Origin of the sequence: Streptomyces sp. NPDC002779, from assembly GCF_042888685.1 — a bacterium.
In the GTDB taxonomy this organism is placed as follows: Bacteria; Actinomycetota; Actinomycetes; order Streptomycetales; family Streptomycetaceae; genus Streptomyces.
Genome location: NZ_JBIAQC010000005.1, coordinates 380,987 through 400,980 on the forward strand (window position 1 = coordinate 380,987; position 19,994 = coordinate 400,980).

Genomic DNA, 19,994 nt, shown 5'->3' on the forward strand with positions numbered 1-19,994 from the left:
CCTCAGCCGAGCGCCCGGTCGAGGTTGAAGGCCGCGCTGATCAGCGCCAGGTGGGTGAACGCCTGCGGGAAGTTGCCCTGTTGCTCCCCGGTGTGGCTGATCTCCTCGGCGTACAGGCCCAGATGGTTGGCGTAGGTGAGCATCTTCTCGAACGCCAGCCGGGCCTCGTCGACGCGGCCGGCGTGCACCATGGCCTCGACGTACCAGAAGGAGCAGATCGAGAACGTGCCCTCGTCGCCGCGCAGTCCGTCGGGGCTGGCCACCGGGTCGTAGCGGTAGACAAGGGAGTCGGAGACCAGATCCTGGGTCAGGGCGTCCAGGGTGGACAGCCACTTCGGGTCGGTCGGCGCGATGAACTTCGTCAGCGGCATCATCAGGACGGCCGCGTCCAGCACGTCGTCGTCCTCGTGCTGGACGAAGGCCTGGCGCGTCTCCGACCAGCCCTTGCTCATGATGCGGCGGTAGATGGTGTCCCGGCAGTTGCGCCAGTGGACGATGTCGGCGGGCAGCCCGCGCCGGTTGGCCATCCGGATCGCCCGCTCGATCGCCACCCAGCACATCAGCCGCGAGTACAGGAACTTCTTGCGCCCGCCCCGGGTCTCCCAGATCCCCTCGTCCGGCTGGTCCCAGTGCTCGCACACCCAGTCCACCAGCGCGCACACGTCGTCCCACTGGTCGCTGGAGATCGGCTTGGCCCACTTGTCGTAGAGGTAGATCGAGTCGATCAGGGCGCCGTAGATGTCGAGTTGGAGCTGTTCGGCGGCGGCGTTGCCGATGCGGACCGGCGCGGACCTGCGGTGGCCCTCCAGATGGCCGAGCTCCCGCTCGGTGAGATCGGTGCGGCCGTCGACGCCGTACATGATCTGCAACGGGCCCGAGGGCTTGCCGTCACCCGGACTGACGTGCCGGGTCACGAAGTTCATGAACGCCTCGGCCTCGCCGGTGAAGCCGAGACGCAGCAGCGCGTACACGCAGAAGGCGGCGTCGCGCACCCATACATAGCGGTAGTCCCAGTTGCGTTCGCCGCCGATCTGCTCGGGCAGGCTGGTCGTCGGCGCGGCGACGATCGCTCCGGTGGGCGCGTAGGTGAGCAGCTTGAGGGTGAGCGCCGAGCGGTGCACCATTTCCCGCCAGCGGCCCCGGTACTTGGAGGCGGACAGCCAGTGCCGCCAGTACGCGACGGTGGTGCTGAACTGCTCCTCCGCCTCGGTCCGGGCACACCTGCGCGGCGGCACCTCGCCGCCGACCTGGTCGAGCGCGAACACCGCCGACTCGCCCTCGGAGAGCTTGAAGTCGGCCCGCACATCGAGGCCGTCGGGCTCCAGCGGCACCGTGGCGGTCAGGCCGAGCGACAGCTTGGGGGACTCGAAGACCGCCACGTCGCGGGCCATCCGGACGGTGTGCGGCTGAGTGCCGTAGTCGAAGCGGGGGGCCACCCGGGTGCGGAACGGGATGGTGCCGCGCACGCACAGCACGCGCCGGATCAGCCGGTGCCGCTCGGTCTCCACCGCGTCGCCGTCGACCGGCATGAAGTCCTGCACCTCACCGACGCCGTCCTCGGTGAAGAAGCGCGTGATCAGGACGTTGGTGTCCGGGAAGTAGAACTGCTTGGTCTGCGCCGGTACGGCCGCCGCCAGCTCGAAGGACCCGCCGCGCTCGGCGTCGAGGATGGCGGCGAAGACGCTCGGCGCGTCGAACGCCGGGCAGCAGTACCAGTCGATCGTGCCGTCGGTCCCCACCAGGGCCACGCTGCGCAGATCGCCGATCAGGCCGTGCTCGGCGATCGGCAGATAACGCGAAGCCCCGGGGGCGTCGTCCTGGTCGCTCGGTGCTGTTCCGCTCATCGCAGCCTCCCTGGCCCCCGACACCGCCACGTCACCAGCCTAGGCGGAAAGGGGTACCCCGTGGGCGCGTAACGGCGTCAGACCGTGACGACCTCGATACCGGCCTCCGTGAACCGCCGGACCGTGTCGGCGCCGGCCGCCGTGTCGGTGACGAGGGTGTCCACCGCGTCGGCCGCGCAGATCCGGGCGAACGCGCGGCGGCCCAGCTTGCTGGAGTCGGCGGCGACGACCACCCGTCCCGCCCGCTCGCACAGCAGCCGGTTGATCGCGGCCTCCGCCTCGTCGTTGGCCGCCGCCCCGTGCGCCACGTCGAAGGCGACGACACCGAGCACCGCCATATCGAGGGTGATCTGCCCGAGCACCCCGTCCGCGAGCGGCCCGATGAGTTCGTACGACTGCGGACGCGCGACCCCGCCGGTCACGACGATCTTGAACTGGGGCCGTACGGCAAGCTCGTTGGCGATGTTCAGGGCATTGGTGACCACGGTCAGCGCCGGGGAGCCGGTGGCCAGGTCGCCGCGCACGGCCAGCGCGCGGGCCACCTCGGTCGTCGTCGTGCCGCCGGTCAGGCCCACCGCCTCACCGGGGGCGACCAGTGCGGCCACCGCCTTGGCGATGCGCTCCTTCTCCGAGGCGTGCCGGGCGGTCTTGTAGCGCAGGGGCAGCTCGTAGGAGACACCGTGGACGACGGCGCCGCCGCGGGTGCGCACCAGCATCTGCTGCTCGGCCAGCTGATCGAAGTCGCGGCGGATCGTGGCGGCCGAGACCGCCAGCTCGGCGGCGGCCTCCTCCACGTCGAGACGGCCGCGCTCGACGAGCAGTTCCAGCAGTGACTTCCAGCGGGCGTCGCGCGACATCCGCACCTCCGTTCCTCGATCTCCCGGCGACCCTAGCGCACCCCCACTTCACCGGAATGCTTGATTCTGCTCGAAAGCTGGCTATATCTTGCAGGAAAAATCACACCAGGGGAGGGGTGGGCATGACCCACGTCGAGGAGGAGCTGGCCGGCCAGCCCGAATGCTGGGCCCGGGCCGCGACGCAGGCGACCGCGGAGGGCGGGGCGCTGCCCGCGCCGGGGGAACGGGTCGCGATCGTCGGCTGCGGCACCTCGTACTTCATGGCGCAGTCGGCCGCAGCCCTGCGCGAGGGCGCGGGCCAGGGGGAGACGGACGCCTTCGCCGCCTCGGAGTTCCCGCGCGGACGTGCCTACGACCGGATCGTCGCCCTCACCCGCTCCGGCACCACCACCGAAGTGCTGGACCTGCTCGGCCAGGTGCGGGGCCGCACCCGCACCACCGCGATCACCGCCGACCCGCACACCCCCGTCATGACGGCCGCCGACGACGTCGTCGTCCTCGACTACGCCGACGAACGCTCCGTCGTGCAGACCCGCTTCGCGACCACCGCGCTCACCCTGCTCCGCGCCCACCTGGGCCTGCACACCGACGCTGTCGTCGCCGACGCCCGCGCCGCGCTGGCCGCCCCGCTGCCCGAAGGGCTCGTCGACAGCGCGCAGTTCACCTTCCTCGGCCGCGGCTGGACCGTCGGGCTCGCCCACGAGGCCGCACTGAAGATGCGCGAGGCAGCCCAGGCGTGGACCGAGTCCTACCCGGCGATGGAGTACCGGCACGGCCCGATCAGCATCTCCGCGGACGGCACCGCGACCTGGATGCTCGGCGAGCCGCCCGAGGGCCTCGAAGCACAGGTCCGCGCCACCGGCGCCGCCTGGGTGACCGCCGGCCTCGACCCGCTCGCCGACCTGATCCGCGCCCAGCGCCTCGCGGTCGCCGTCGCCCGGGCCCACGGCCTCGACCCGGACCGCCCGCGCCACCTCACCCGCTCGGTGATCCTCGCCCCCTGACGCCGCCGACCTCCCCGACGTCCACGGAAGGACCCAGCCGTGCCCCTCGTCACCACCGGCGAGCTCGTCACCCGGGCCGCACAACAGCGCTCCGCCGTCGCCGCCTTCAACATCATCACCCTGGAGCACATCGAGGCCGTCATCGCCGGAGCCGAGGCCGCGCAGGCCCCCGTCGTCCTCCAAGTCAGCGAGAACGCCGTCAAGTTCCGCTACGGCCGGCTGCTCCCGCTCGCCCGGGCCGCCGTCGCCGCCGCCGAACGCGCCGCCGTCCCCGTCGCGCTGCACCTCGACCACGTCCAGAGCGACGACCTGCTGCGCCAGGCACCCGGCGCCGGCTTCAGCTCCGTGATGTACGACGCGGCCCGGCTGCCCTACGCCCAGAACCTCACCGCGACCCGGACCGCCGCCGACTGGGCGCACGCCCAAGGGCTCTGGATCGAGGCCGAGTTGGGCCAGGTCGGCGGCAAGCAGGGACAGCCCGCCCTCGACGCCCACGCCCCCGGCGCCCGCACCGACCCCGCCCAGGCCCGCGCCTTCGTCGCCGACTCGGGAGTGGACGCGCTCGCCGTCGCCATCGGCAGCACCCACGCCATGACGACCCGCACGGCCACCCTCGACCACGACCGCCTCGAGCGGCTCGCCGCCACCGTGGACGTCCCCCTCGTCCTGCACGGCTCCTCCGGCCTGCCGGACGCCGAACTCACCGCGGCGGTGACCGGAGGCATCGCCAAGGTCAACATCGGCACCGCCCTCAACATCGCCATGACCGGCGCCATCCGCACCCACCTCGCGGCGCACCCCGAGGCGGTCGACTCGCGCACCTACCTGAGCGCCGGGAGGGAGGCGATGGCGCGGGCCGTGACCGGGATCGTCCGCACCCTGGCAGGCGCTATCGCCTGACCGCCTTCAGCACCACGAACTTCGGGTCACCGGAGACCAGTTGGCAGTTCCCGAACAGGCGGCGCAGCTTGGCGTGATAGCCCAGATGACGGTTGCCGACGACCCAGAGCTCGCCGCCCGGCCGCAGCGCGCGCTGCGCCCCGGTGAACATCCGCCACGCCGTCGCGTCGGTGGTCGTCTGGTGCGAGTGGAAGGGCGGGTTGTTCAGCACCAGGTCGACACTTCCGGCCGGCACCCCGGCCAGACCGTCGCCCACCCGGAACTCGGCGTGCCCCGGCACCCCGTTCGCCCGGTACGTAGCCTCCGCCGACGCGACCGCCTGGAAGGACTCGTCCACGAACAGCACCTCCGCCTCGGGGTTGCCCAGCGCCACCGCCGTACCGACGACGCCGTTGCCGCAGCCGAGGTCCACCACCCGCAGGCTGCCCCGGCTGTCCGGCAGATGCGCCAGGAAGAACCGGGTGCCGATGTCGAGCCGGTCCGCGCAGAAGACACCCGCGTGGTTGACGACCGTACGACCGGAGACCGCGCCGACGCCGTCGGGCAGCTCATAGCTGTACGGCCACGGGGTCGCGCCCCGCTTCAGCGCCGGGTCCGGCGTGCAGAAGATCAGCCGCGCCTTCTTCTCGGCGAGGGAGGTCCGGGTCGGGCCGAGGATCCGCTCGAACAGTTTCAGCGTCGAGGTGTGGATCTCCTTCACCATGCCGGTGCCGACCACGACCGTGTCCGCGTGCACGGCGGGCGCCAGCCTGAGCAGCTGGTCCTCCAGCAGCGCCAGGCTCTTCGGGACCCGCACCAGCAGCACGTCGATCCGCTCCGGCGGCGGGTCCTGCGTGGTGAGCAGCCGCACGGCACCGGGCTCGACCCCGGCCCGCGCCAGGTTCGCCCGGGTCGCCTCCTGGGCGAGGTGGGAATCGGTGATCTGCGTCGGCCGGTGCGGCGCCAGCGCCGTGACCAGCGCGCCCCAGCGGTCACCGACCACCACGACCGTCCCGGACAGCGGCATCTCCCGGTCCGCGAGATGCCGCAGGAGGTACTCGTCGGAGGCGTCCCAGGCGCGCAGCCGGTCGCGCGGGTCCTCCGGGAAGCGGGACAGCAGGGTCTCGCCCCACGGCGTCTTCATACAGTCGTCCATCGTCCGTCCAGGCTAGCGGAACCCCAGCTCAGGGCAGGATGGGGGGATGGACGCCGAGCTGTTCCCGAGGCCCCGCGCGCAGCTCGCGCCGGGCGCGGTGCACGTACCGGACTGGCTGGACCCGGACCGGCAGCGCGAGCTGCTGGCGGCCTGCCGGGAGTGGGCCCGGCCGCCGGCGGGGCTGCGCACGGTGCACACCCCGGGCGGCGGCACGATGACCGCGCGGCAGGTGTGCCTGGGCTGGCACTGGTATCCGTACGGCTACGCCCGCACCGTCGTCGACGGCGACGGCGCCCCGGTCAAGCCCTTCCCGGCCTGGCTCGGCGAGCTGGGCCGGCGGGCGGTGCGGGACGCGCTCGGGGACGGGGCGGCGGCGCCGTACGACATCGCGCTGATCAACTTCTACGACGCCGACGCCCGCATGGGCATGCACCGCGACAGCGACGAGGAGGCGGACGCCCCGGTGGTGTCGCTGAGCCTCGGGGACGCCTGCGTCTTCCGCTTCGGCAACACCGAGGGCCGGACCCGGCCGTACACGGACGTGGAGCTGCGCAGCGGGGACCTCTTCGTGTTCGGGGGACCGTCCCGGCTCGCCTATCACGGGGTGCCCAAGGTGTATCCGGGCACCGCGCCGCCCGAGTTGGGGCTGACCGGGAGGCTGAACGTCACGCTCAGAGTCAGTGGCCGGTAGACCGGCGCACCTGCGGATCATGGGAGACTCGCCCTCATGAGCGGCAAGGCTGACCCCCGGCCGGCGGGGGAAGGGACCACCTCGAGGACGCGGTTGGACCGGGGGCGCGGTGCGCTCGGGCCCGCGCTGGAGCTCGTGCACACCGGACGCGCCCCCACCCGTGCCGTGCTCACCGCCGAACTCGGGGTGACCCGGGCCACGGCCGGCGCGGTCGCCGCCGAACTGGAGGCGCTCGGCCTGATCCGGGTCGACGCCCGGCCCGGCGCGGCGGCCGGCTCCCAGGGCCGCCCCTCGCACCGGCTCGAACTCGCCGAGGACGGCCCCGTCGTCCTCGCCGCCCAGGTGCACGCCGACGGCTTCCGGGCCGCGCTGGTGGGCCTCGGCGGGCGGATCGTCGCCACCGCGCCGGGCTGCGAGACCGTCGACGCCGACCCGGCGAAGGTCCTCGGCTCGGTCGTCGAGGCGGGCGCGGACCTGCTGCGCACGACCGGCCGGCGCTGCGTGGGCGCGGGCCTCGCCGTGCCGTCCGCCGTCGCCGAACCCGACGGTCTCGCCCTGAACCCGCTGCACCTGGCGTGGGCCGTGGGTGCCCCGGTGCGCAGGATCTTCGCCGAGTGCGTTCGGGCGGCCGGGATCGGCGGACCGGCGTTCGCGGGCAACGACGTCAACCTCGCCGCGCTCGCCGAGCACCGGCACGGCGCCGGGCGCGGTGCCCGGGACCTGCTGTGCGTGGCCACCGGGCACCGGGGCGTGGGCGGCGCGCTGGTGCTCGACGGGCGGCTGCACACCGGAAGTTCGGGGCTCGCCCTGGAGGTCGGCCACCTCACCGTGAACCCCGAGGGCCGCCCCTGCCACTGCGGCAGCCGCGGCTGTTTGGACGTCGAGGCGGACCCGCTGGCCCTGCTCACCGCCGCGGGCCGGGAAACCGGCCCCGAGGTGTCGCTGCTGCAGCAGGCCAACGACCTGATCCGGCACCACTACGACGACCCGGACGTCCGCACCGCCACCGAGGCGCTGATCGACCGGCTCGGCCTCGGCCTCGCGGGCCTGGTGAACATCCTCAACCCGGACCGCATCATCCTCGGCGGCCTGCACCGCACCCTGCTGGCCGCCGACCCGGACCGGCTGCGCGCGGTGGTCGCCGACCGCAGCCTGTGGGGGCAGAGCGGCGGCGTGCCGATCCTGGCGTGCACGCTCGACCACAACAGCCTGGTGGGCGCGGCCGAACTGGCCTGGCAGCCGGTGCTGGACGATCCCCTGGGCGCGCTGACCCCCCGGTGAACCACCGGGCCGCTCCTAGGCCGCGGACGCCACCCGGCGCGGCCTCGGCACCAGTTCGCCGCCGCAGTTGGGGCACACCTGACGCATCGTCTCGCCGCACGGCACACAGAAGCTGCACTCGTAGGAGCAGATGAGGGCGGGCCCGTCGGCCGGCAGGGCCGCCGTCCCGCAACGCTCGCAGCGGTCACGCATCTCCAGGGCCATCTCCGCGCCTTTCCTCGGCATCGTCCGTGTCGGCTTCCATCCTCCGCGCGCCGGGCGTGGCCGAAAGGGGCCGTCGGGACAGAGATCAACACGATCGGGCCAGCCGCAGGGCCGGGCGACGGATCACCCGCCGCGCGGGCCCCTCCGGCTCAGCCGGTCCCGCTCGGGTGCCGACAGATGCAGCACCTGGAACACGTCACCTTCGGCCTCGGGCGCCTCCTGCTGCCACAGCGAGAAGTGAACGGACTCCCAGGCCCCGGTGTCCACTCCGGCCGCCGCCAGCACCACCCCCTCCCGCGCCGCGAGCCGCCGCGCCTCGCTCAGCGCGCCCTCGGCGACGTCGGCCAGGCGGGCCCCCTCCGGCACCGGTCGTCGCCGCCGTACCGCCGTGCGCGCCCGAGAACCGCTGCCCTCCGCATACGCCAGCCCGGTCCACCCTCGCACCGAGGGCCTTCCGAAGTCGTCGCAGATCCCCTGGAAACCACCGCCCCACAGAAAGGAGTTCATGCCCTCCGCGGTGTTCCAGAGGTAGAACGGCGCGTACTGGCTGACCGGCGAACCGTGCACCCCGCGCTCGCGCATCAGATAGGCCTTCAGCCCGAGCCCCTCCCAGCGGTCGAGCAGATGCCCCCGCTCGGCGACCCGCCGCCTGATGATGCCCATGTCGTAGTCGGCGGGCAGGCTGATCTCGTACTGCATCGCGTGCACAGAAACCCCCTAGACGGTCGGACGGAGCAGGGCGAGCAGCCCCCGGACCCCGGTGTCGAACGCGGCCGGGGAACCCGACGCGCGGGCCAGCACATAGCCGCCCTGGACGGTCGCGACGATCGTCGCCGCGATCTCCTCGCCGTCCAGGCCGGGAGCGAACTGCCCCTGCTCCTTGCCCTCCTCGACGATCCCGGCGAGCCGTTCGCGCAGCCAGTCCAGGGTCTCGTCGACCGGCGCGCGCAGCTGTTCGCTCGCGACGATCTCCGGGTCCATGGTCAGCCGCCCGACCGGACAGCCGCGCAGCACCTCACGCTCACGCCGCAGATAGCCCTCGATGCGCTCGTACGGCGTCCCCGGCGCGCTCAGGACCGCCTCCGCGGTGGCCCGCAGTTCCTCGGCGGTCCGCCGGATCGCGGCCAGGGCGAGGTCGGGCTTGCCCTTGAAGTGGTGGTACATGCTGCCCTGCCCGGCCCCGGACCGCTCCAGGATCGCCTTGGGACTGGTACCGACGTACCCGCGCTCCCACAGCAGCGCGCGCGTGGACTCGATCAGCCGCTCGGGGGTGCTCATACCCTCACTGTACATACTAGTAGTTACAGAAGCCAGTGACGGCTGAGCCGGGGGCCACGATGCCGATCGCGCGCAACCCCGGAGGGCTGAGCGCGATCGGCGTCACCGCAGAAATCTCACCGCCCGGTCAGCCGACAGCGGCTGACCGGGCGGGAGCATGTTCGGGCCTGCGCAGATCGACACGCGGTCCGATGTCCGTGTACCGGTGCGTGTCCAGCACCGTCCGCCGTGGCGGACGCGCCGCCGCTGCCCTGGCCGACGCCGGGGTCGGCAGCGTGAACCACACGACCTTGCCCGACTCGCCGTCCGGCCGCACACCCCAGCTCTCGCTGACGGCGGCCACCATCGCGAGGCCCCGGCCGCACGTGGCGAGGGTCGCGACCTCGTCGATGTCCTCCACGACCGGCAGACGCGGGTCGTGGTCGTGCACGGAGACCATGAGCCGGTCGAGCAGCAGCTCGATCTCCACCGTGCACATCTTGTCGGGCTGTGCGTGCTGGTGGACGTTGGTCAACAGCTCCGTCACACCGAGCGCCGCCCGGTCTATCAAGGGATCCAGATGCCAGTAGCGCAACTGCGCAGATACGATTCTGCGGACCTGGCCGATCCGCGACGGCAGGGCTTGGAGCTCCACCGTGCAGTGCCTGCTTGGGTGACTGATCACGGCTGCGACTCCCCGACTTGAGGTCCGGAAGAACACGGGATTCGGATCGATCCAGCAGAGTGCCTGGTACAACGGCCGCCTGCTGTCGTGGCCGGCGGCTGGTTCGCAGCGTTATCGCCGGTAAACCCATAGTGACGTGAGACCAGCGTGACGCAGCGGGTGAGGTACCGCAACTCGCCGTACATCAGCGGTTACGTCCCGCAGCCTTCCGTACCGCCTCGATGAACCGGCGCGCCGCGGGCGGCCCCGCCTCTCCGGGCGCCGGGTCGTGGTCGCCCAGGGTCAGCAGGTACCGGTTGCCGTTGAGGTCCGCGAGCGCCCGGTCGTCCGGTACGAACCAGGGCTTGGACGCCCGCACCGCCTGCACCGGCGCGCTGTCGATCTCGCTGCCGTAGCTGGTGAGCAGTTCGAGCCGACCGCCGCTGATCCGGACCTGCCCGGCCCGGGTGAGCGAGCGCAGCCGCTTCCCGATCCGCACGCCCGTCGCCGTGAACTCCGGCTCCGCCATGCCGTCCCGCCCCCTTGCGCGTGTCGTTCGGCCGGACCGAAGGGTCTGAGCGGGCGAGGTCCGGCTCGGGTGCGTGATCCCGTGTGTGCCCTCGGTGAAGTCTGCCCCCGTCCGGCGTCGAGCACCAGTACGTGACGTGGGTCGCCCGTGCGGGGCCGGAGCACTCGCCCGAGTGCGCCCCCCACCGGTCGCGCGGCGCTGCCCCCAGGGTGGCCTTTGAGCTGCCCAAAGGTGTGTTTATGCAGGTGAGAAGGGTGCTGAAGGTGTCTATGATCGGGGCGTCGGCCGCGCGAGTCGCCGTCGGCGCGAAGCGTAAGGAGCCCGTCGTGAGCACCCCTCAGCAGACCCGGACCGGCGCGACCCTCGACGTCGATCACACCGATGTCGGGTATCGGCACTGGCTGAAAGAGGCCGTCCGCAAGGTCCAGGCCGATGCGAACCGCTCGGCCGACACGCATCTGCTCCGCTTCCCGCTGCCGGAGAAGTGGGGCATCGACCTGTACCTGAAGGACGAGTCGACCCACCCGACGGGCAGCCTCAAGCACCGCCTGGCCCGCTCGCTCTTCCTGTACGGCCTGTGCAATGGCTGGATCAGGCCGGGTTGCCCGGTGATCGAGGCGTCCAGTGGCTCGACGGCGGTGTCCGAGGCGTACTTCGCGAAACTGATCGGAGTGCCGTTCATCGCGGTCATGCCGCGCACGACCAGTGCCGAGAAAATCCGCCTCATCGAGTTCCACGGCGGGCAGTGCCACTTCGTGGACGACCCGCGCACCATGTACGAGGAGTCCGCCCGCCTCGCGGTGGAGACCGGCGGCCACTACATGGACCAGTTCACCTACGCGGAACGCGCCACGGACTGGCGCGGCAACAACAACATCGCCGAATCCGTCTTCCGCCAGCTGGAGTTGGAGCGGTATCCGGAGCCCGCGTGGATCGTGGCGACGGCGGGCACCGGCGGCACGTCGGCGACCATCGCCCGGTACGTCCACTACATGCAGCACGACACCCGAATCTGTGTCGCCGATCCGGAGAACTCCTGCTTTTTCGAGGGCTGGACCACCGGCGATCCGGACGTCACCTGCGACTGCGGCTCGCGCATCGAGGGCATCGGCAGACCGCGGATGGAACCGAGCTTCGTGCCCGGCGCGATCGACCGCATGATGAAGGTCCCGGACGCGGCGAGCGTGGCCGCCGTACGGGCGCTGGAGAAGGTCATCGGCCGCAAGGCGGGCGGCTCGACCGGCACCGGGCTGTGGAGCGCGCTGAAGATCGTCGCCGAGATGGTGGCCGAGGGCCGGCAGGGCAGCGTGGTGACGCTGCTGTGCGACCCGGGCGACCGCTATCTCGACAAGTACTACTCGGACGCCTGGCTCGCCGAACAGGGCCTGGACATCCAGCCGTACACCGAGGCGATCGAGTCGCTGCTGGAGACGGGCGTCTGGCCGTCCTGACTCAGCGGTCCGCCAGCCGCCGGTCCAGCGCGGTGACGGCGTCCCGGAACGCCCGCCCGAGTCCGGGCCGCGCGGCCCGGAGCATCATCCGCAAGGGCGCCGGGCCGTCCGCCGCGAACGTCCACCGCACGCGCGTGCCCGTCCCGGCCGGGGCCAACCGCCACTCCTCGACCAGGGCGCGCAGGCCGGGTGCGTTGGTGGAGGCGACGGCGTAGGCGTACACCTCGGGGTTGCGCGCCGCAAGGACGTGCTCCACGAAGCGGATGCCGCCGCGCAGGGTGATGTCGCGGCCGGCTCCGGTGCCCTCGACGGGGCGGGCCCGGGTCACCGACGGGAACCACTGCGCCCAGCCGGGCACGTCGTCGGCCAGGGCGCTGAAGACCACCTCGGGCGGTGCGGAGATGTCGCGGGCGAAGACGAGCCGTACCGGAGCGCTCTCGACGAAGTCGAGCCCCTCCGGCCGCAGTTGGCGCAGCATGGACGCAACCCCCTTGGCGATGGCCTCGAGCGCCACCCTAGCTGACGGCACATCAGCTGTCTGCGGGGTCCTCCGGCTCTCCGGCGACGACCAGCCGCCGCAGTTGCTCCGACACCTCGGTCCGCGCCTCGACGGGCAGACCCCGGTCCGTCACCAGCGTGTCCACCTGGTGCAGCGCCGCGAACGAACTCAGCCCCACCACACCCCACTTGGTGTGGTCGGCGACCACCACGACCCGGCGCGCCGACTGCACCAGACGGCGGTTGGTCTCGGCCTCGGCGAGGTTCGGCGTCGACAGGCCGGCCTCCACCGATATGCCGTGCACCCCGAGGAAGAGCACATCGAAGTGGAGCGCCGCGATGGCCTGGTCGGCCACCGGCCCCACCAGCGAGTCGGACGGGGTGCGCACCCCGCCGGTCAGCACCACCGTGGCCGCGCCCTGCCGGGGGCCCGCGGTGCGCTGCGCGACATGGAAGACATCGGCCACCCGCACCGAGTTGGTGACGACGGTGAGGTCGGGCACGTCCACCAGCTGATGGGCCAGCGCGTACGTCGTCGTCCCCCCGGACAGCGCGATCGCCGCGCCCGGGGCGACCAGCTCGGCCGCGGCCCGCGCGATGTCCTCCTTGGCCGTCAGCTCCAGACCCGACTTGGCCTCGAAGCCCGGCTCGTGGGTGCTCGCCTCGACCACCGGCACCGCGCCGCCGTGCACCTTCTCCAGCACGCCCTGCCGGGCCAGCGCGTCGAGATCGCGGCGCACGGTCATGTCCGACACGCCGAGCTTGCGGGTGAGCTCATTGACCCGGACCCCGCCGCGGCGCCGGACCTCGTCCAGGATCAGGGCGCGCCGCTGCTCCGCGAGGAGGTTCTGATTCTCACTCACGTACGCTCCGGTTCCTTTCGCCAAAAGCCGTCTCACCCGCCGCGCCGCACCCGCTCCGACAAGCACATTCTCACCATTGGGGGGCCGCGGACGTCCCATCCTCGCACGCCGGGGCACGGCCCGCGCCACCGGCTGCCCGACGCGCGCATGTCACCCGCGCATCATCCGTTCCCCGTCTGGCACCCGGATCGGGGAGATTCCGTGACGAGGGGTGTGAGCCGCCCGCCGAGCGGCGATCCTGGTGCCCGCGGACACCGGCCGACGGCTCGTCACGGGGGAAGGGCGAACAGTGGAGCGTGCGCCAGACCATGCCTCGGCCGCCGCGGCGCGGCCCGAGCAAGCCGACATCGCCCTGGAACTCCTGGTCCACGGCGTCGGCGGCACCACACCCGCGGACATGCTCGGCGATCCCCGCACCCAGCGGATCACCGGCGACGACACCGCGGCCGTCTTCCGGCGCGCCGACGACGCCGACGCCGAGTCCCGCCCCGCCGACTACCGCGACCGGCCGGTCCCCGAGGCCTACGTCTGGTGCAACCTCACCTCCGGCCACGGCGCCCGCGCCCTGTGGCTGCTGCTGCTGCCCTTCATGGTGGTCAATCTCGCCCACTGGATGCGCCCCAGCGCCCGCGGCCGCATCCGCACGGTCCGCCTCTACGGCCTGCTCGTCCGCCTCGCCGCGCTGTCCCTGACGGTGCTGCTCGTCGCGGCTGCCTGCGAGGTGGCCCTCGATCTCACCGCCTGGCAGTGCGCGGGCACCCGCGCGTGCGCGCAGCGCCACTCCTGGCTGGACTTCCTGTCGCCCGAAGCCACCGACGCCGGCTGGTGGAGCCTGCCCGGCCGCCGCCTCGCCCTCGCCGCCCTGGTGCCGCTCGCCCTCACCGGCCTGCTCTGGTACCTCTCCCACCGCACCTGGAGCGCGTACGAGTCCCAGGAGCCGCCGGTCCGCGCGGGCGAACCCGACGAGGACACCGACCGCACCGCGCTGGGCCGCCCCGGCTTCTGGTACGGCCGCCGCCTGGTCGCCCGGCTGCGCGCCGCGCACACCGCGGCGGGCCTGCTCACGGTCGCCGCCGCGGCCGGTCTGCCGGCGGCCCGCTTCGACCACCGGCCCGGCGGCCCCGCCGCCCTGGACGCCCTCGGCCGCCTCATGGAAGCGTCCCTGCTGAGCGCGGCGGTCGTCGTGGTCTGGGTGGTGTGCCGCCGCGGCCGCAGCGAGCACCGCCTGGACCAGCGGCGCGACAACGCTCTGGTACGGCGCCTGCCGCTCGTCTCCCTCGCCCTGCTGGCCCTCACCCTGGTCTACGCCGCCTGGCAGCGTCCGCAGTGGACGTCCAGCGGCCGGCTCCCCGGCGACGCCACCTTCGGCGCCCTCGCCTTCGTCCAGGGACTGCTCGTCATCGCCCTCGCCGTCATCGCCTCCGTCCTGCACCGCACCCACCCCGACCCGAGGGCCGCACTGCGGGGCCTCGGCGGCCCGGCCGTCACCATGCTGGCCTGCGCCCTCGGCGGGGTGATGTCGGGCGGCGTCGCCCAGCGCGTGGCCGACTGGCTGGACGGCACGCGCGCCTCGATCCCCGGCCCGCCGGTCCTGCTGACCTGGCAGGCCTCCGTCATCCCGCCGCTGCTGATCCTGGTGCTCCTGCTGTGCGGCTGGCTCGCCCGGCACACCGTTCGGCTCGCGCGCGCCGAACTCGCCGCCGTGCGGCGCGACTACGGCGGCGAACCGCAGGACAGCACGCGCAGCCGCCGTATCGCCCGCACCCGCGCGCTGGCCTCCCTCACCGACCGGGGCCCGCTCCTGGTCGCCGTCGTCTCCACCGCGACCCTGCTGCTCGGCGCGGCAGCCCTGGTGGGCGCCCTCACCACCGACGAGACCCCGGCCGAGGCCACCGAACCCGCGCACCCCTTCGTGCAGGGCGCCGCCGAGACCGCCCAGGCCCTCGGATCCTGGCTGATCGGCCTCGGCTTCATACTGTTCGTCACCTGGGGCCGGCGTGCCTACAAGGACGCCTCCGCGCGGCGCACCATCGGCATCCTCTGGGACGTGGGCACCTTCTGGCCGCGCGCCGCCCACCCCTTCGCCCCGCCCTGCTACGCCGAGCGCGCGGTGCCCGATCTGACCTGGCGGATGGCCACCTGGACCCGGGCCACGGGCGGCCGCCTCGTGCTGTCCGGCCACTCTCAGGGCAGCGTCCTCGCCGCGTCCGCCGCCTGGCAGCTGCCCCCGGCCGTCCGCAAGCGCGTCGCCCTGCTGACCTACGGCTCGCCCCTGGAGCGCCTCTACGGCCGCTGGTTCCCCGCCCACTTCGGCCCGGCCGCGCTCAGCGCCCTGCACCAGGACGTCGACTGCTGGCGCAACCTCCACCGGCCCACCGACCCCATCGGCGGTCCCGTCCTGCTGTCCGGCGCCTGCGGCCCCGAGGTGGACCGCGACGCCCTGAAGGACCCCCTCGCCTTCGGCCGCACCGAACTGCATCCCCTGCCCGCGCCGGTCCTCGGCCACTCCGACTACCAGGCGGACCCGGCCTTCGCCGAGGAACGCGAACGGCTGCTGGCCCGGCTGCGCCCCCAGCTGCCCGCCCCCCGGGCTCAGGACGACTCGGGCAGGTCCTGCGGGTAGAGCAGCGTCAGATCCTCCGTGCTGGGCTCCGCCACCTGGGCAACCCGCCCCGCGTGCCGCTCCACCATGGCCTCGAAGGTCTGCCGCGCGGTACGGCCGTTGCCGAACGCGGGCCCCTTGGGCAGCGCCGTGAAGTACGCCAGCAGCGCCTCGGCGGCGCCCGGCGCCAGCCGGTACTCGTGCTCCTCGGCCTGCTGCTCCACGATCCGCAGCAGTTCCCCGGGGCTGTAGTCGCAGAAGGTGATGGTCCGCGAGAAGCGGGAGGCCACCCCCGGGTTGACCGAAAGGAAGCGTTCCATCTCCGCCGTATAGCCCGCGACGATCACCACCACCGCGTCCCGGTGGTCCTCCATCAGCTTCACCAGGGTGTCGATGGCCTCCTTGCCGAAGTCCCGGCCGGAGTCCTCCGGCGAGAGCGCGTAGGCCTCGTCGACGAACAGCACACCCCCGCGCGCCTTGTCGAAGGCCTCCTGGGTGCGGATCGCCGTGGAACCGATGTGCTCCCCGACCAGGTCGACCCGGGACACCTCGACGAGATGGCCCTTCTCCAGGACACCGAGGGAGGCCAGGATCTCGCCGTACAGCCGGGCGACCGTCGTCTTGCCGGTGCCGGGGGAGCCCGTGAAGACCAGGTGCCGCTTGACGGAGGCGGCCTTCAGGCCCGCCTCCCGGCGGCGCCGGCCCACCTCGATCATGTCGGTGAGCGCCCGCACCTCGCGCTTGACGCTGTCCAGACCGACCAGCGCGTCGAGTTCACCGAGGACGTCCTGAGAGGTCCGCGCGGGCCGCTCCGGCGCGGCCGGGGCGGCCGACGGGTCCTGGCCGGTGGCGCGCTGGCCGGGGATGGCGCCGAGCAGGCCCGGTGACTGGCTCGCGGTCTGCACGGCCGGCTCGCGGGGCGCGGCCGGGGAGCGCAGTCCCGCGCTCTCGTCGCTCGTGCAGTCCTCCACCACGGGCCCGGTCCCGGAGCCCGTGTCCGGGCCGGCGTCCGCGAACTCGTAGCCGCCGCGGGCGCAGCGCTCCGTACGGCACTTCCTGAGCGTCGTACGGCAGCCGTCGATCACATGGAAGCCGTACCCCGCGCTGTTGGTGACGCGGCAGTTCAGGAAGCTGCCCCGGCCGCCCGCCGACACATAGAAGCCTGCCTCGGCGGGGGAGTCGACCGTGCACCGCTCGATGGTCGGGTCGGCGCCCTTGGTGACGATGACGCCGGTCTGCACGCCGTCCAGCGCGCAGTTGGTGAGGGTGCCGCCGCTGCCGTGGTCGCGGAACCAGGCGCCCGTCGCCGCGTCCCGGATGCGGCAGTCGTCGAGCTGGGCGGTGGCGCCGTCGCTCACTGACACGGCGGTGTTGCGCACCTGCGACAGGTCGCTGTCGACGACGTCCGCGCGGGAGCCGCGGTCGAGGACGAACAGGGCGTCCGGCACGTCGTGCACCCGGCACGAGTCCAGGACGGCGGTGGCGCCGTCACTGACCCAGACGGCCGGGTAGTCGCCGGTGCTGTCGAAGATCTCGCACTGGTTGGCGTCCACGCGGGTGCCCGGGTCCCACACCGACAGGCCGTTGCGCCCGAACTTCCGCACCGTCGTACGGGTCAGGGTGAGCACGGAACGGGAGCGCAGATCGACCGCGTTCTCCGGGATGTCGTGGATCCGGCAGTCGGCGAGGGTCAGCACGGCGTCGGTGTCGAGCGTGACCCCGTCGGCCGCGGTGCGGTGCACATCGCAGTCGGTGAGGTGCGCGGTGGCCCGGCCGGTGATCTGGACACCGCTGCCCCGCACCTCGTAGACCTCGCAACCGACCGCCTCCAGCGCGGAGTTCTCACCGGTCGCCGTCAGGCCCGCGCCGGCGTGGTGCACCCGGCAGCGCTCCAGCCGGGGGTGGCCGCCGCCGCGTACGGCGACACCGGACTGGCCGGCCGCGACGACCTCGCACTCCTCGAACACCCCGCCCCCGCCGTCGAGGACGGCGATGCCGATGCCCGCGGGGTTGTCGACGGTGCAGCGCCGCACGGTCGGCCGGGCACCGCCGCGCACCTCGATGCCGGCGGCGGAACGGGTGACGATCCGGATGTCGGCCAGCTCCGGCGCGCCCTCCTCGATCAGCAGGGCGGGCGCCGCCGAGTCCTGGCCCTCCACGTGCAGGTCCTGGATCACCGCCGAGGCCCGCACGGTCAGCGGCACACCGTCCGGCGGGGCGATCCGCACCGAGCCGGGGGAGCCCTCGGGGCCGCGCAGGGTCACCGGGCGCTGGACGACGAGGTTCTCCCGGTAGGTACCGGGCGCGATGGTGAGGACGTCACCGTCGGCCGCGGCCTGGAGCGCTGCGGCGAGCGATGCGTACTCACCCGTGCGGCGCCGCCACCGCGACGTGCCGGTGTGCGTCACCTGGACCGTGCCCTGTGCCATGGCGTTGTTGTGCCCCCACCTCGGTCGTACTGACGGCTCGTCGCCTTCGGGACGCGTCGGCGCGCCGGTGACCGGCCCGCGCGGATCTTCACCGAAGACTCGGCCGGTCCACCGTAGCGTGCGCGCAGTCCTCGGGTTGACCAGAGGCGGAACGCGGTCAGCTGCCGGCGCCGGTCCGGCCCCAGTCCGGTCCCGCCCGGTCCCAGGCCTGGTCCCAACGGGCGTACCGGCGGCGGACCATGCGCCGGACGATCAGCCGTCTGGAACTCTCGACGGCGCCTATGACCAGCAGAGCCGCGCCGAACCCGGCCAGCACGGCATGCGTGGTCGCCGTCGCGGAGTCCAGTGGGCGCGCGGCCACGCGGCCCTGACGGTCCGTCCACAGCGGGAAGCGGTCGCCCGGCCGCGGGTCGTCGATCCGCGTCGTGGCCGCGCCGTGCCGCTCGGTGCCGTCCGGCGCGGTCCAGTCGGCCAGCACCCGGGTGCGCACCTCCCGGCCCGAGGCGGCGGTCTCCGGGTCGGCGTCCAGCGGGGAGCCGCCCAGGGTGCCGGTGACGGTGGCCGTCACCTGGTGCCGGGAGGCCCGCTGTTCGCGTACCGACTCCTGCAGCGCCTCCTGCGCGAGGCCGCCGACCAGAACGCCGGCCACGGGGGCGAGGACGAGGAGGAGCAGCAGGGCGCACAGCGCGACCCAGGCCTCGGCAAGATCGGTCGCCCGGCGCAGCGGGTTGTGCCGCCAGCGCCAGAGCCCACTGATGGCCCGCACCGTCCCGCGCCCCCTTCCCGCTCCGTGACCACCCCCGGCGGAGCCGCCCACGCGCGATCCCGGCCGAAGGGAGAGCGACATCACCCGCGCCCGAACCTCTCATGAACTGCTCGCGAAAGGCTCAACGCGCAGGCTGCCGGGCATGGTTCCCGCCACCGCGGGTCAGGCGAGGATCTCCACCCGGTCCCCGGCCCGGATCGTGCCGCCGGTCAGCGGCACCAGGTTCTGCCCGAAGGCGAGCTTGCCGCCGATGCGGCGATGGCGTCCGAGGGTGGGCAGCGGCTCCTTGCCGCGTCCCGCGGTGCCCTGGTCGGTGGTGGTGACGACGCACCGCCCGCACATCTTGGCGACCCGGAAGGTGACGTCGCCGATGGCGAGACGGGACCACTCGTCCTCGGCCCAGGCGGCGGTGCCGGACACGACGACGTTCGGCCGGAACCGGTTCATGGGCAGCGGGCCCTCGTCCGCGTGATCGCCCGCGGCGATCAGGGTGTTGAGGGCGTCGAGGGAGGAGGTCGAGGTGAGCAGCAGCGGGTAGCCGTCGGCGAAGCTGACGGTCTCACCGGGCAGCGCGTACTCCGGGTCGACGGGCCTGCGCGTCGCCGGGTCGTCCAGGTGCACCAGGCGCACCGCGACGCCGAGATAGGTGCTGCACCAGGCGTGCACGGCGTCGTCCTCGGCGGGCACCGCCTGGACCTTGTCGCGGAAGATCTCCACCGGGACGGTGGCGGCGGGCTTCGGCACCCGGACGGCCAGCGGCTCCATGCCGGGCGCGGACAGCCGAAGGCCGCCGCCGGGCAGAAGCTCGGCGGCGGCCAACGCGAGACGCGCTTGCTGGCGTTGTGTGACGACCTTTCCCCCGTCGTCGATCAGCATCCAGCGACGGTCACCGGCCAGCCCCCAGGGCTCCACCACGGCCTCCCGGGGCGCGGTGCCCCGGAACGCCTTGACCGGATGAACGTGTATCGACTCAAGTCGTGCATTCCCCATGGGGTCATCGTGCCAGGTGGCACGGACCG

Annotated in this window: 19 protein-coding genes; 6 read left to right on the plus strand and 13 right to left on the minus strand. The window is 73.2% G+C overall.

Annotation, left to right across the window (positions count from 1 at the left end; all coding sequences use genetic code 11):
• Positions 1 to 2 precede the first annotated feature (2 nt).
• Entirely contained in the window at positions 3 to 1,844 is a 1,842-nt protein-coding gene (locus ACFYW5_RS17165) for a glycoside hydrolase family 15 protein (protein WP_389417809.1), read from the minus strand.
• Positions 1,845 to 1,921: 77 nt separating this feature from the next.
• Positions 1,922 to 2,701 (minus strand): DeoR/GlpR family DNA-binding transcription regulator, encoded by a 780-nt coding sequence (locus tag ACFYW5_RS17170; RefSeq protein ID WP_389417810.1) that lies wholly within the window; start codon positions 2,699 to 2,701, stop codon positions 1,922 to 1,924.
• A gap of 122 nt (positions 2,702 to 2,823) precedes the next feature.
• Here ACFYW5_RS17170 and ACFYW5_RS17175 point away from each other — a divergent pair, with 122 nt between their 5' ends.
• On the plus strand, positions 2,824 to 3,705 hold the full coding sequence (locus ACFYW5_RS17175; RefSeq protein ID WP_389417811.1) for an SIS domain-containing protein: 882 nt from the start codon (positions 2,824 to 2,826) through the stop codon (positions 3,703 to 3,705).
• Between the two features lie 39 nt (positions 3,706 to 3,744).
• Positions 3,745 to 4,605, plus strand: coding sequence for a ketose-bisphosphate aldolase (locus tag ACFYW5_RS17180; protein ID WP_389417812.1), 861 nt, complete (start codon positions 3,745 to 3,747; stop codon positions 4,603 to 4,605).
• On the opposite strand, the gene ACFYW5_RS17185 is transcribed toward ACFYW5_RS17180, so the two are convergent.
• A complete protein-coding gene (locus tag ACFYW5_RS17185) occupies positions 4,595 to 5,728 on the minus strand; it encodes a methyltransferase (protein WP_389417979.1) in 1,134 nt (377 codons plus the stop codon). The genes ACFYW5_RS17180 and ACFYW5_RS17185 overlap by 11 nt on opposite strands.
• Positions 5,729 to 5,786: 58 nt before the next feature.
• Here ACFYW5_RS17185 and ACFYW5_RS17190 point away from each other — a divergent pair, with 58 nt between their 5' ends.
• Together ACFYW5_RS17190 and ACFYW5_RS17195 are read left to right on the plus strand one after the other, a co-directional pair.
• Complete coding sequence (locus ACFYW5_RS17190; RefSeq protein WP_389417813.1) at positions 5,787 to 6,431, plus strand: alpha-ketoglutarate-dependent dioxygenase AlkB family protein; 645 nt, start codon at positions 5,787 to 5,789, stop codon at positions 6,429 to 6,431.
• 36 nt (positions 6,432 to 6,467) lie between these two features.
• Positions 6,468 to 7,712 carry an ROK family protein gene (locus ACFYW5_RS17195; protein WP_389417814.1) on the plus strand — a complete coding sequence of 415 codons (1,245 nt, stop codon included), beginning with the start codon at positions 6,468 to 6,470 and terminating at the stop codon, positions 7,710 to 7,712.
• A 15-nt stretch (positions 7,713 to 7,727) separates the two neighbouring features.
• Here ACFYW5_RS17195 and ACFYW5_RS17200 read toward each other — a convergent pair whose 3' ends face one another.
• The 5 genes from ACFYW5_RS17200 to ACFYW5_RS17220 form a co-directional block, all read right to left on the minus strand.
• A complete protein-coding gene (locus ACFYW5_RS17200; RefSeq protein WP_389417980.1) occupies positions 7,728 to 7,916 on the minus strand; it encodes a DUF1272 domain-containing protein in 189 nt (62 codons plus the stop codon).
• A gap of 123 nt (positions 7,917 to 8,039) precedes the next feature.
• The gene (locus tag ACFYW5_RS17205; protein WP_389417815.1) at positions 8,040 to 8,624 is read right to left on the minus strand and encodes a DUF4865 family protein; all 585 of its coding nucleotides are present in this window, start codon (positions 8,622 to 8,624) and stop codon (positions 8,040 to 8,042) included.
• Between the two features lie 9 nt (positions 8,625 to 8,633).
• Entirely contained in the window at positions 8,634 to 9,209 is a 576-nt protein-coding gene (locus tag ACFYW5_RS17210; protein WP_389417816.1) for a TetR/AcrR family transcriptional regulator, read from the minus strand.
• A 112-nt stretch (positions 9,210 to 9,321) separates the two neighbouring features.
• Positions 9,322 to 9,858 (minus strand): ATP-binding protein, encoded by a 537-nt coding sequence (locus tag ACFYW5_RS17215; protein WP_389417817.1) that lies wholly within the window; start codon positions 9,856 to 9,858, stop codon positions 9,322 to 9,324.
• A gap of 184 nt (positions 9,859 to 10,042) precedes the next feature.
• A complete protein-coding gene (locus tag ACFYW5_RS17220; protein WP_389417818.1) occupies positions 10,043 to 10,366 on the minus strand; it encodes a hypothetical protein in 324 nt (107 codons plus the stop codon).
• 326 nt (positions 10,367 to 10,692) lie between these two features.
• On the opposite strand from ACFYW5_RS17220, the gene ACFYW5_RS17225 reads away from it, so the two are divergent.
• Entirely contained in the window at positions 10,693 to 11,817 is a 1,125-nt protein-coding gene (locus ACFYW5_RS17225; protein WP_389417819.1) for a PLP-dependent cysteine synthase family protein, read from the plus strand.
• Position 11,818: 1 nt separating this feature from the next.
• On the opposite strand, the gene ACFYW5_RS17230 is transcribed toward ACFYW5_RS17225, so the two are convergent.
• Complete coding sequence (locus ACFYW5_RS17230; RefSeq protein ID WP_389417981.1) at positions 11,819 to 12,295, minus strand: SRPBCC family protein; 477 nt, start codon at positions 12,293 to 12,295, stop codon at positions 11,819 to 11,821.
• Between the two features lie 52 nt (positions 12,296 to 12,347).
• Complete coding sequence (locus tag ACFYW5_RS17235) at positions 12,348 to 13,178, minus strand: DeoR/GlpR family DNA-binding transcription regulator (protein WP_389417820.1); 831 nt, start codon at positions 13,176 to 13,178, stop codon at positions 12,348 to 12,350.
• A gap of 289 nt (positions 13,179 to 13,467) precedes the next feature.
• On the opposite strand from ACFYW5_RS17235, the gene ACFYW5_RS17240 reads away from it, so the two are divergent.
• Positions 13,468 to 15,801, plus strand: coding sequence for a hypothetical protein (locus tag ACFYW5_RS17240; RefSeq protein WP_389417821.1), 2,334 nt, complete (start codon positions 13,468 to 13,470; stop codon positions 15,799 to 15,801).
• Here the strand turns inward: ACFYW5_RS17240 and ACFYW5_RS17245 are convergent.
• From ACFYW5_RS17245 to ACFYW5_RS17255, 3 genes are all read right to left on the minus strand, one after another.
• Complete coding sequence (locus ACFYW5_RS17245; protein WP_389417822.1) at positions 15,771 to 18,209, minus strand: right-handed parallel beta-helix repeat-containing protein; 2,439 nt, start codon at positions 18,207 to 18,209, stop codon at positions 15,771 to 15,773. The genes ACFYW5_RS17240 and ACFYW5_RS17245 overlap by 31 nt on opposite strands.
• Before the next feature lie 157 nt (positions 18,210 to 18,366).
• Positions 18,367 to 18,975: a hypothetical protein gene (locus ACFYW5_RS17250; RefSeq protein WP_389417823.1), complete on the minus strand. Its 609-nt coding sequence runs from the start codon at positions 18,973 to 18,975 to the stop codon at positions 18,367 to 18,369.
• A 162-nt stretch (positions 18,976 to 19,137) separates the two neighbouring features.
• The gene (locus tag ACFYW5_RS17255) at positions 19,138 to 19,965 is read right to left on the minus strand and encodes an MOSC domain-containing protein (RefSeq protein ID WP_389417824.1); all 828 of its coding nucleotides are present in this window, start codon (positions 19,963 to 19,965) and stop codon (positions 19,138 to 19,140) included.
• Between the last annotated feature and the right edge of the window lie 29 nt (positions 19,966 to 19,994).

Bases quoted from the DNA above. Each gene is read 5' to 3' on its own strand.
- ACFYW5_RS17165 (WP_389417809.1), bottom strand. From the start codon at position 1,844: ATGAGCGGAACAGCACCGAGCGACCAGGACGACGCCCCCGGGGCTTCG.
- ACFYW5_RS17170 (WP_389417810.1), bottom strand. From the start codon at position 2,701: ATGTCGCGCGACGCCCGCTGGAAGTCACTGCTGGAACTGCTCGTCGAG.
- ACFYW5_RS17175 (WP_389417811.1), top strand. From the start codon at position 2,824: ATGACCCACGTCGAGGAGGAGCTGGCCGGCCAGCCCGAATGCTGGGCC.
- ACFYW5_RS17185 (WP_389417979.1), bottom strand. From the start codon at position 5,728: ATGAAGACGCCGTGGGGCGAGACCCTGCTGTCCCGCTTCCCGGAGGAC.
- ACFYW5_RS17190 (WP_389417813.1), top strand. From the start codon at position 5,787: ATGGACGCCGAGCTGTTCCCGAGGCCCCGCGCGCAGCTCGCGCCGGGC.
- ACFYW5_RS17195 (WP_389417814.1), top strand. From the start codon at position 6,468: ATGAGCGGCAAGGCTGACCCCCGGCCGGCGGGGGAAGGGACCACCTCG.
- ACFYW5_RS17200 (WP_389417980.1), bottom strand. From the start codon at position 7,916: ATGGCCCTGGAGATGCGTGACCGCTGCGAGCGTTGCGGGACGGCGGCC.
- ACFYW5_RS17210 (WP_389417816.1), bottom strand. From the start codon at position 9,209: ATGTACAGTGAGGGTATGAGCACCCCCGAGCGGCTGATCGAGTCCACG.
- ACFYW5_RS17220 (WP_389417818.1), bottom strand. From the start codon at position 10,366: ATGGCGGAGCCGGAGTTCACGGCGACGGGCGTGCGGATCGGGAAGCGG.
- ACFYW5_RS17230 (WP_389417981.1), bottom strand. From the start codon at position 12,295: ATGCTGCGCCAACTGCGGCCGGAGGGGCTCGACTTCGTCGAGAGCGCT.
- ACFYW5_RS17245 (WP_389417822.1), bottom strand. From the start codon at position 18,209: ATGGCACAGGGCACGGTCCAGGTGACGCACACCGGCACGTCGCGGTGG.
- ACFYW5_RS17255 (WP_389417824.1), bottom strand. From the start codon at position 19,965: ATGGGGAATGCACGACTTGAGTCGATACACGTTCATCCGGTCAAGGCG.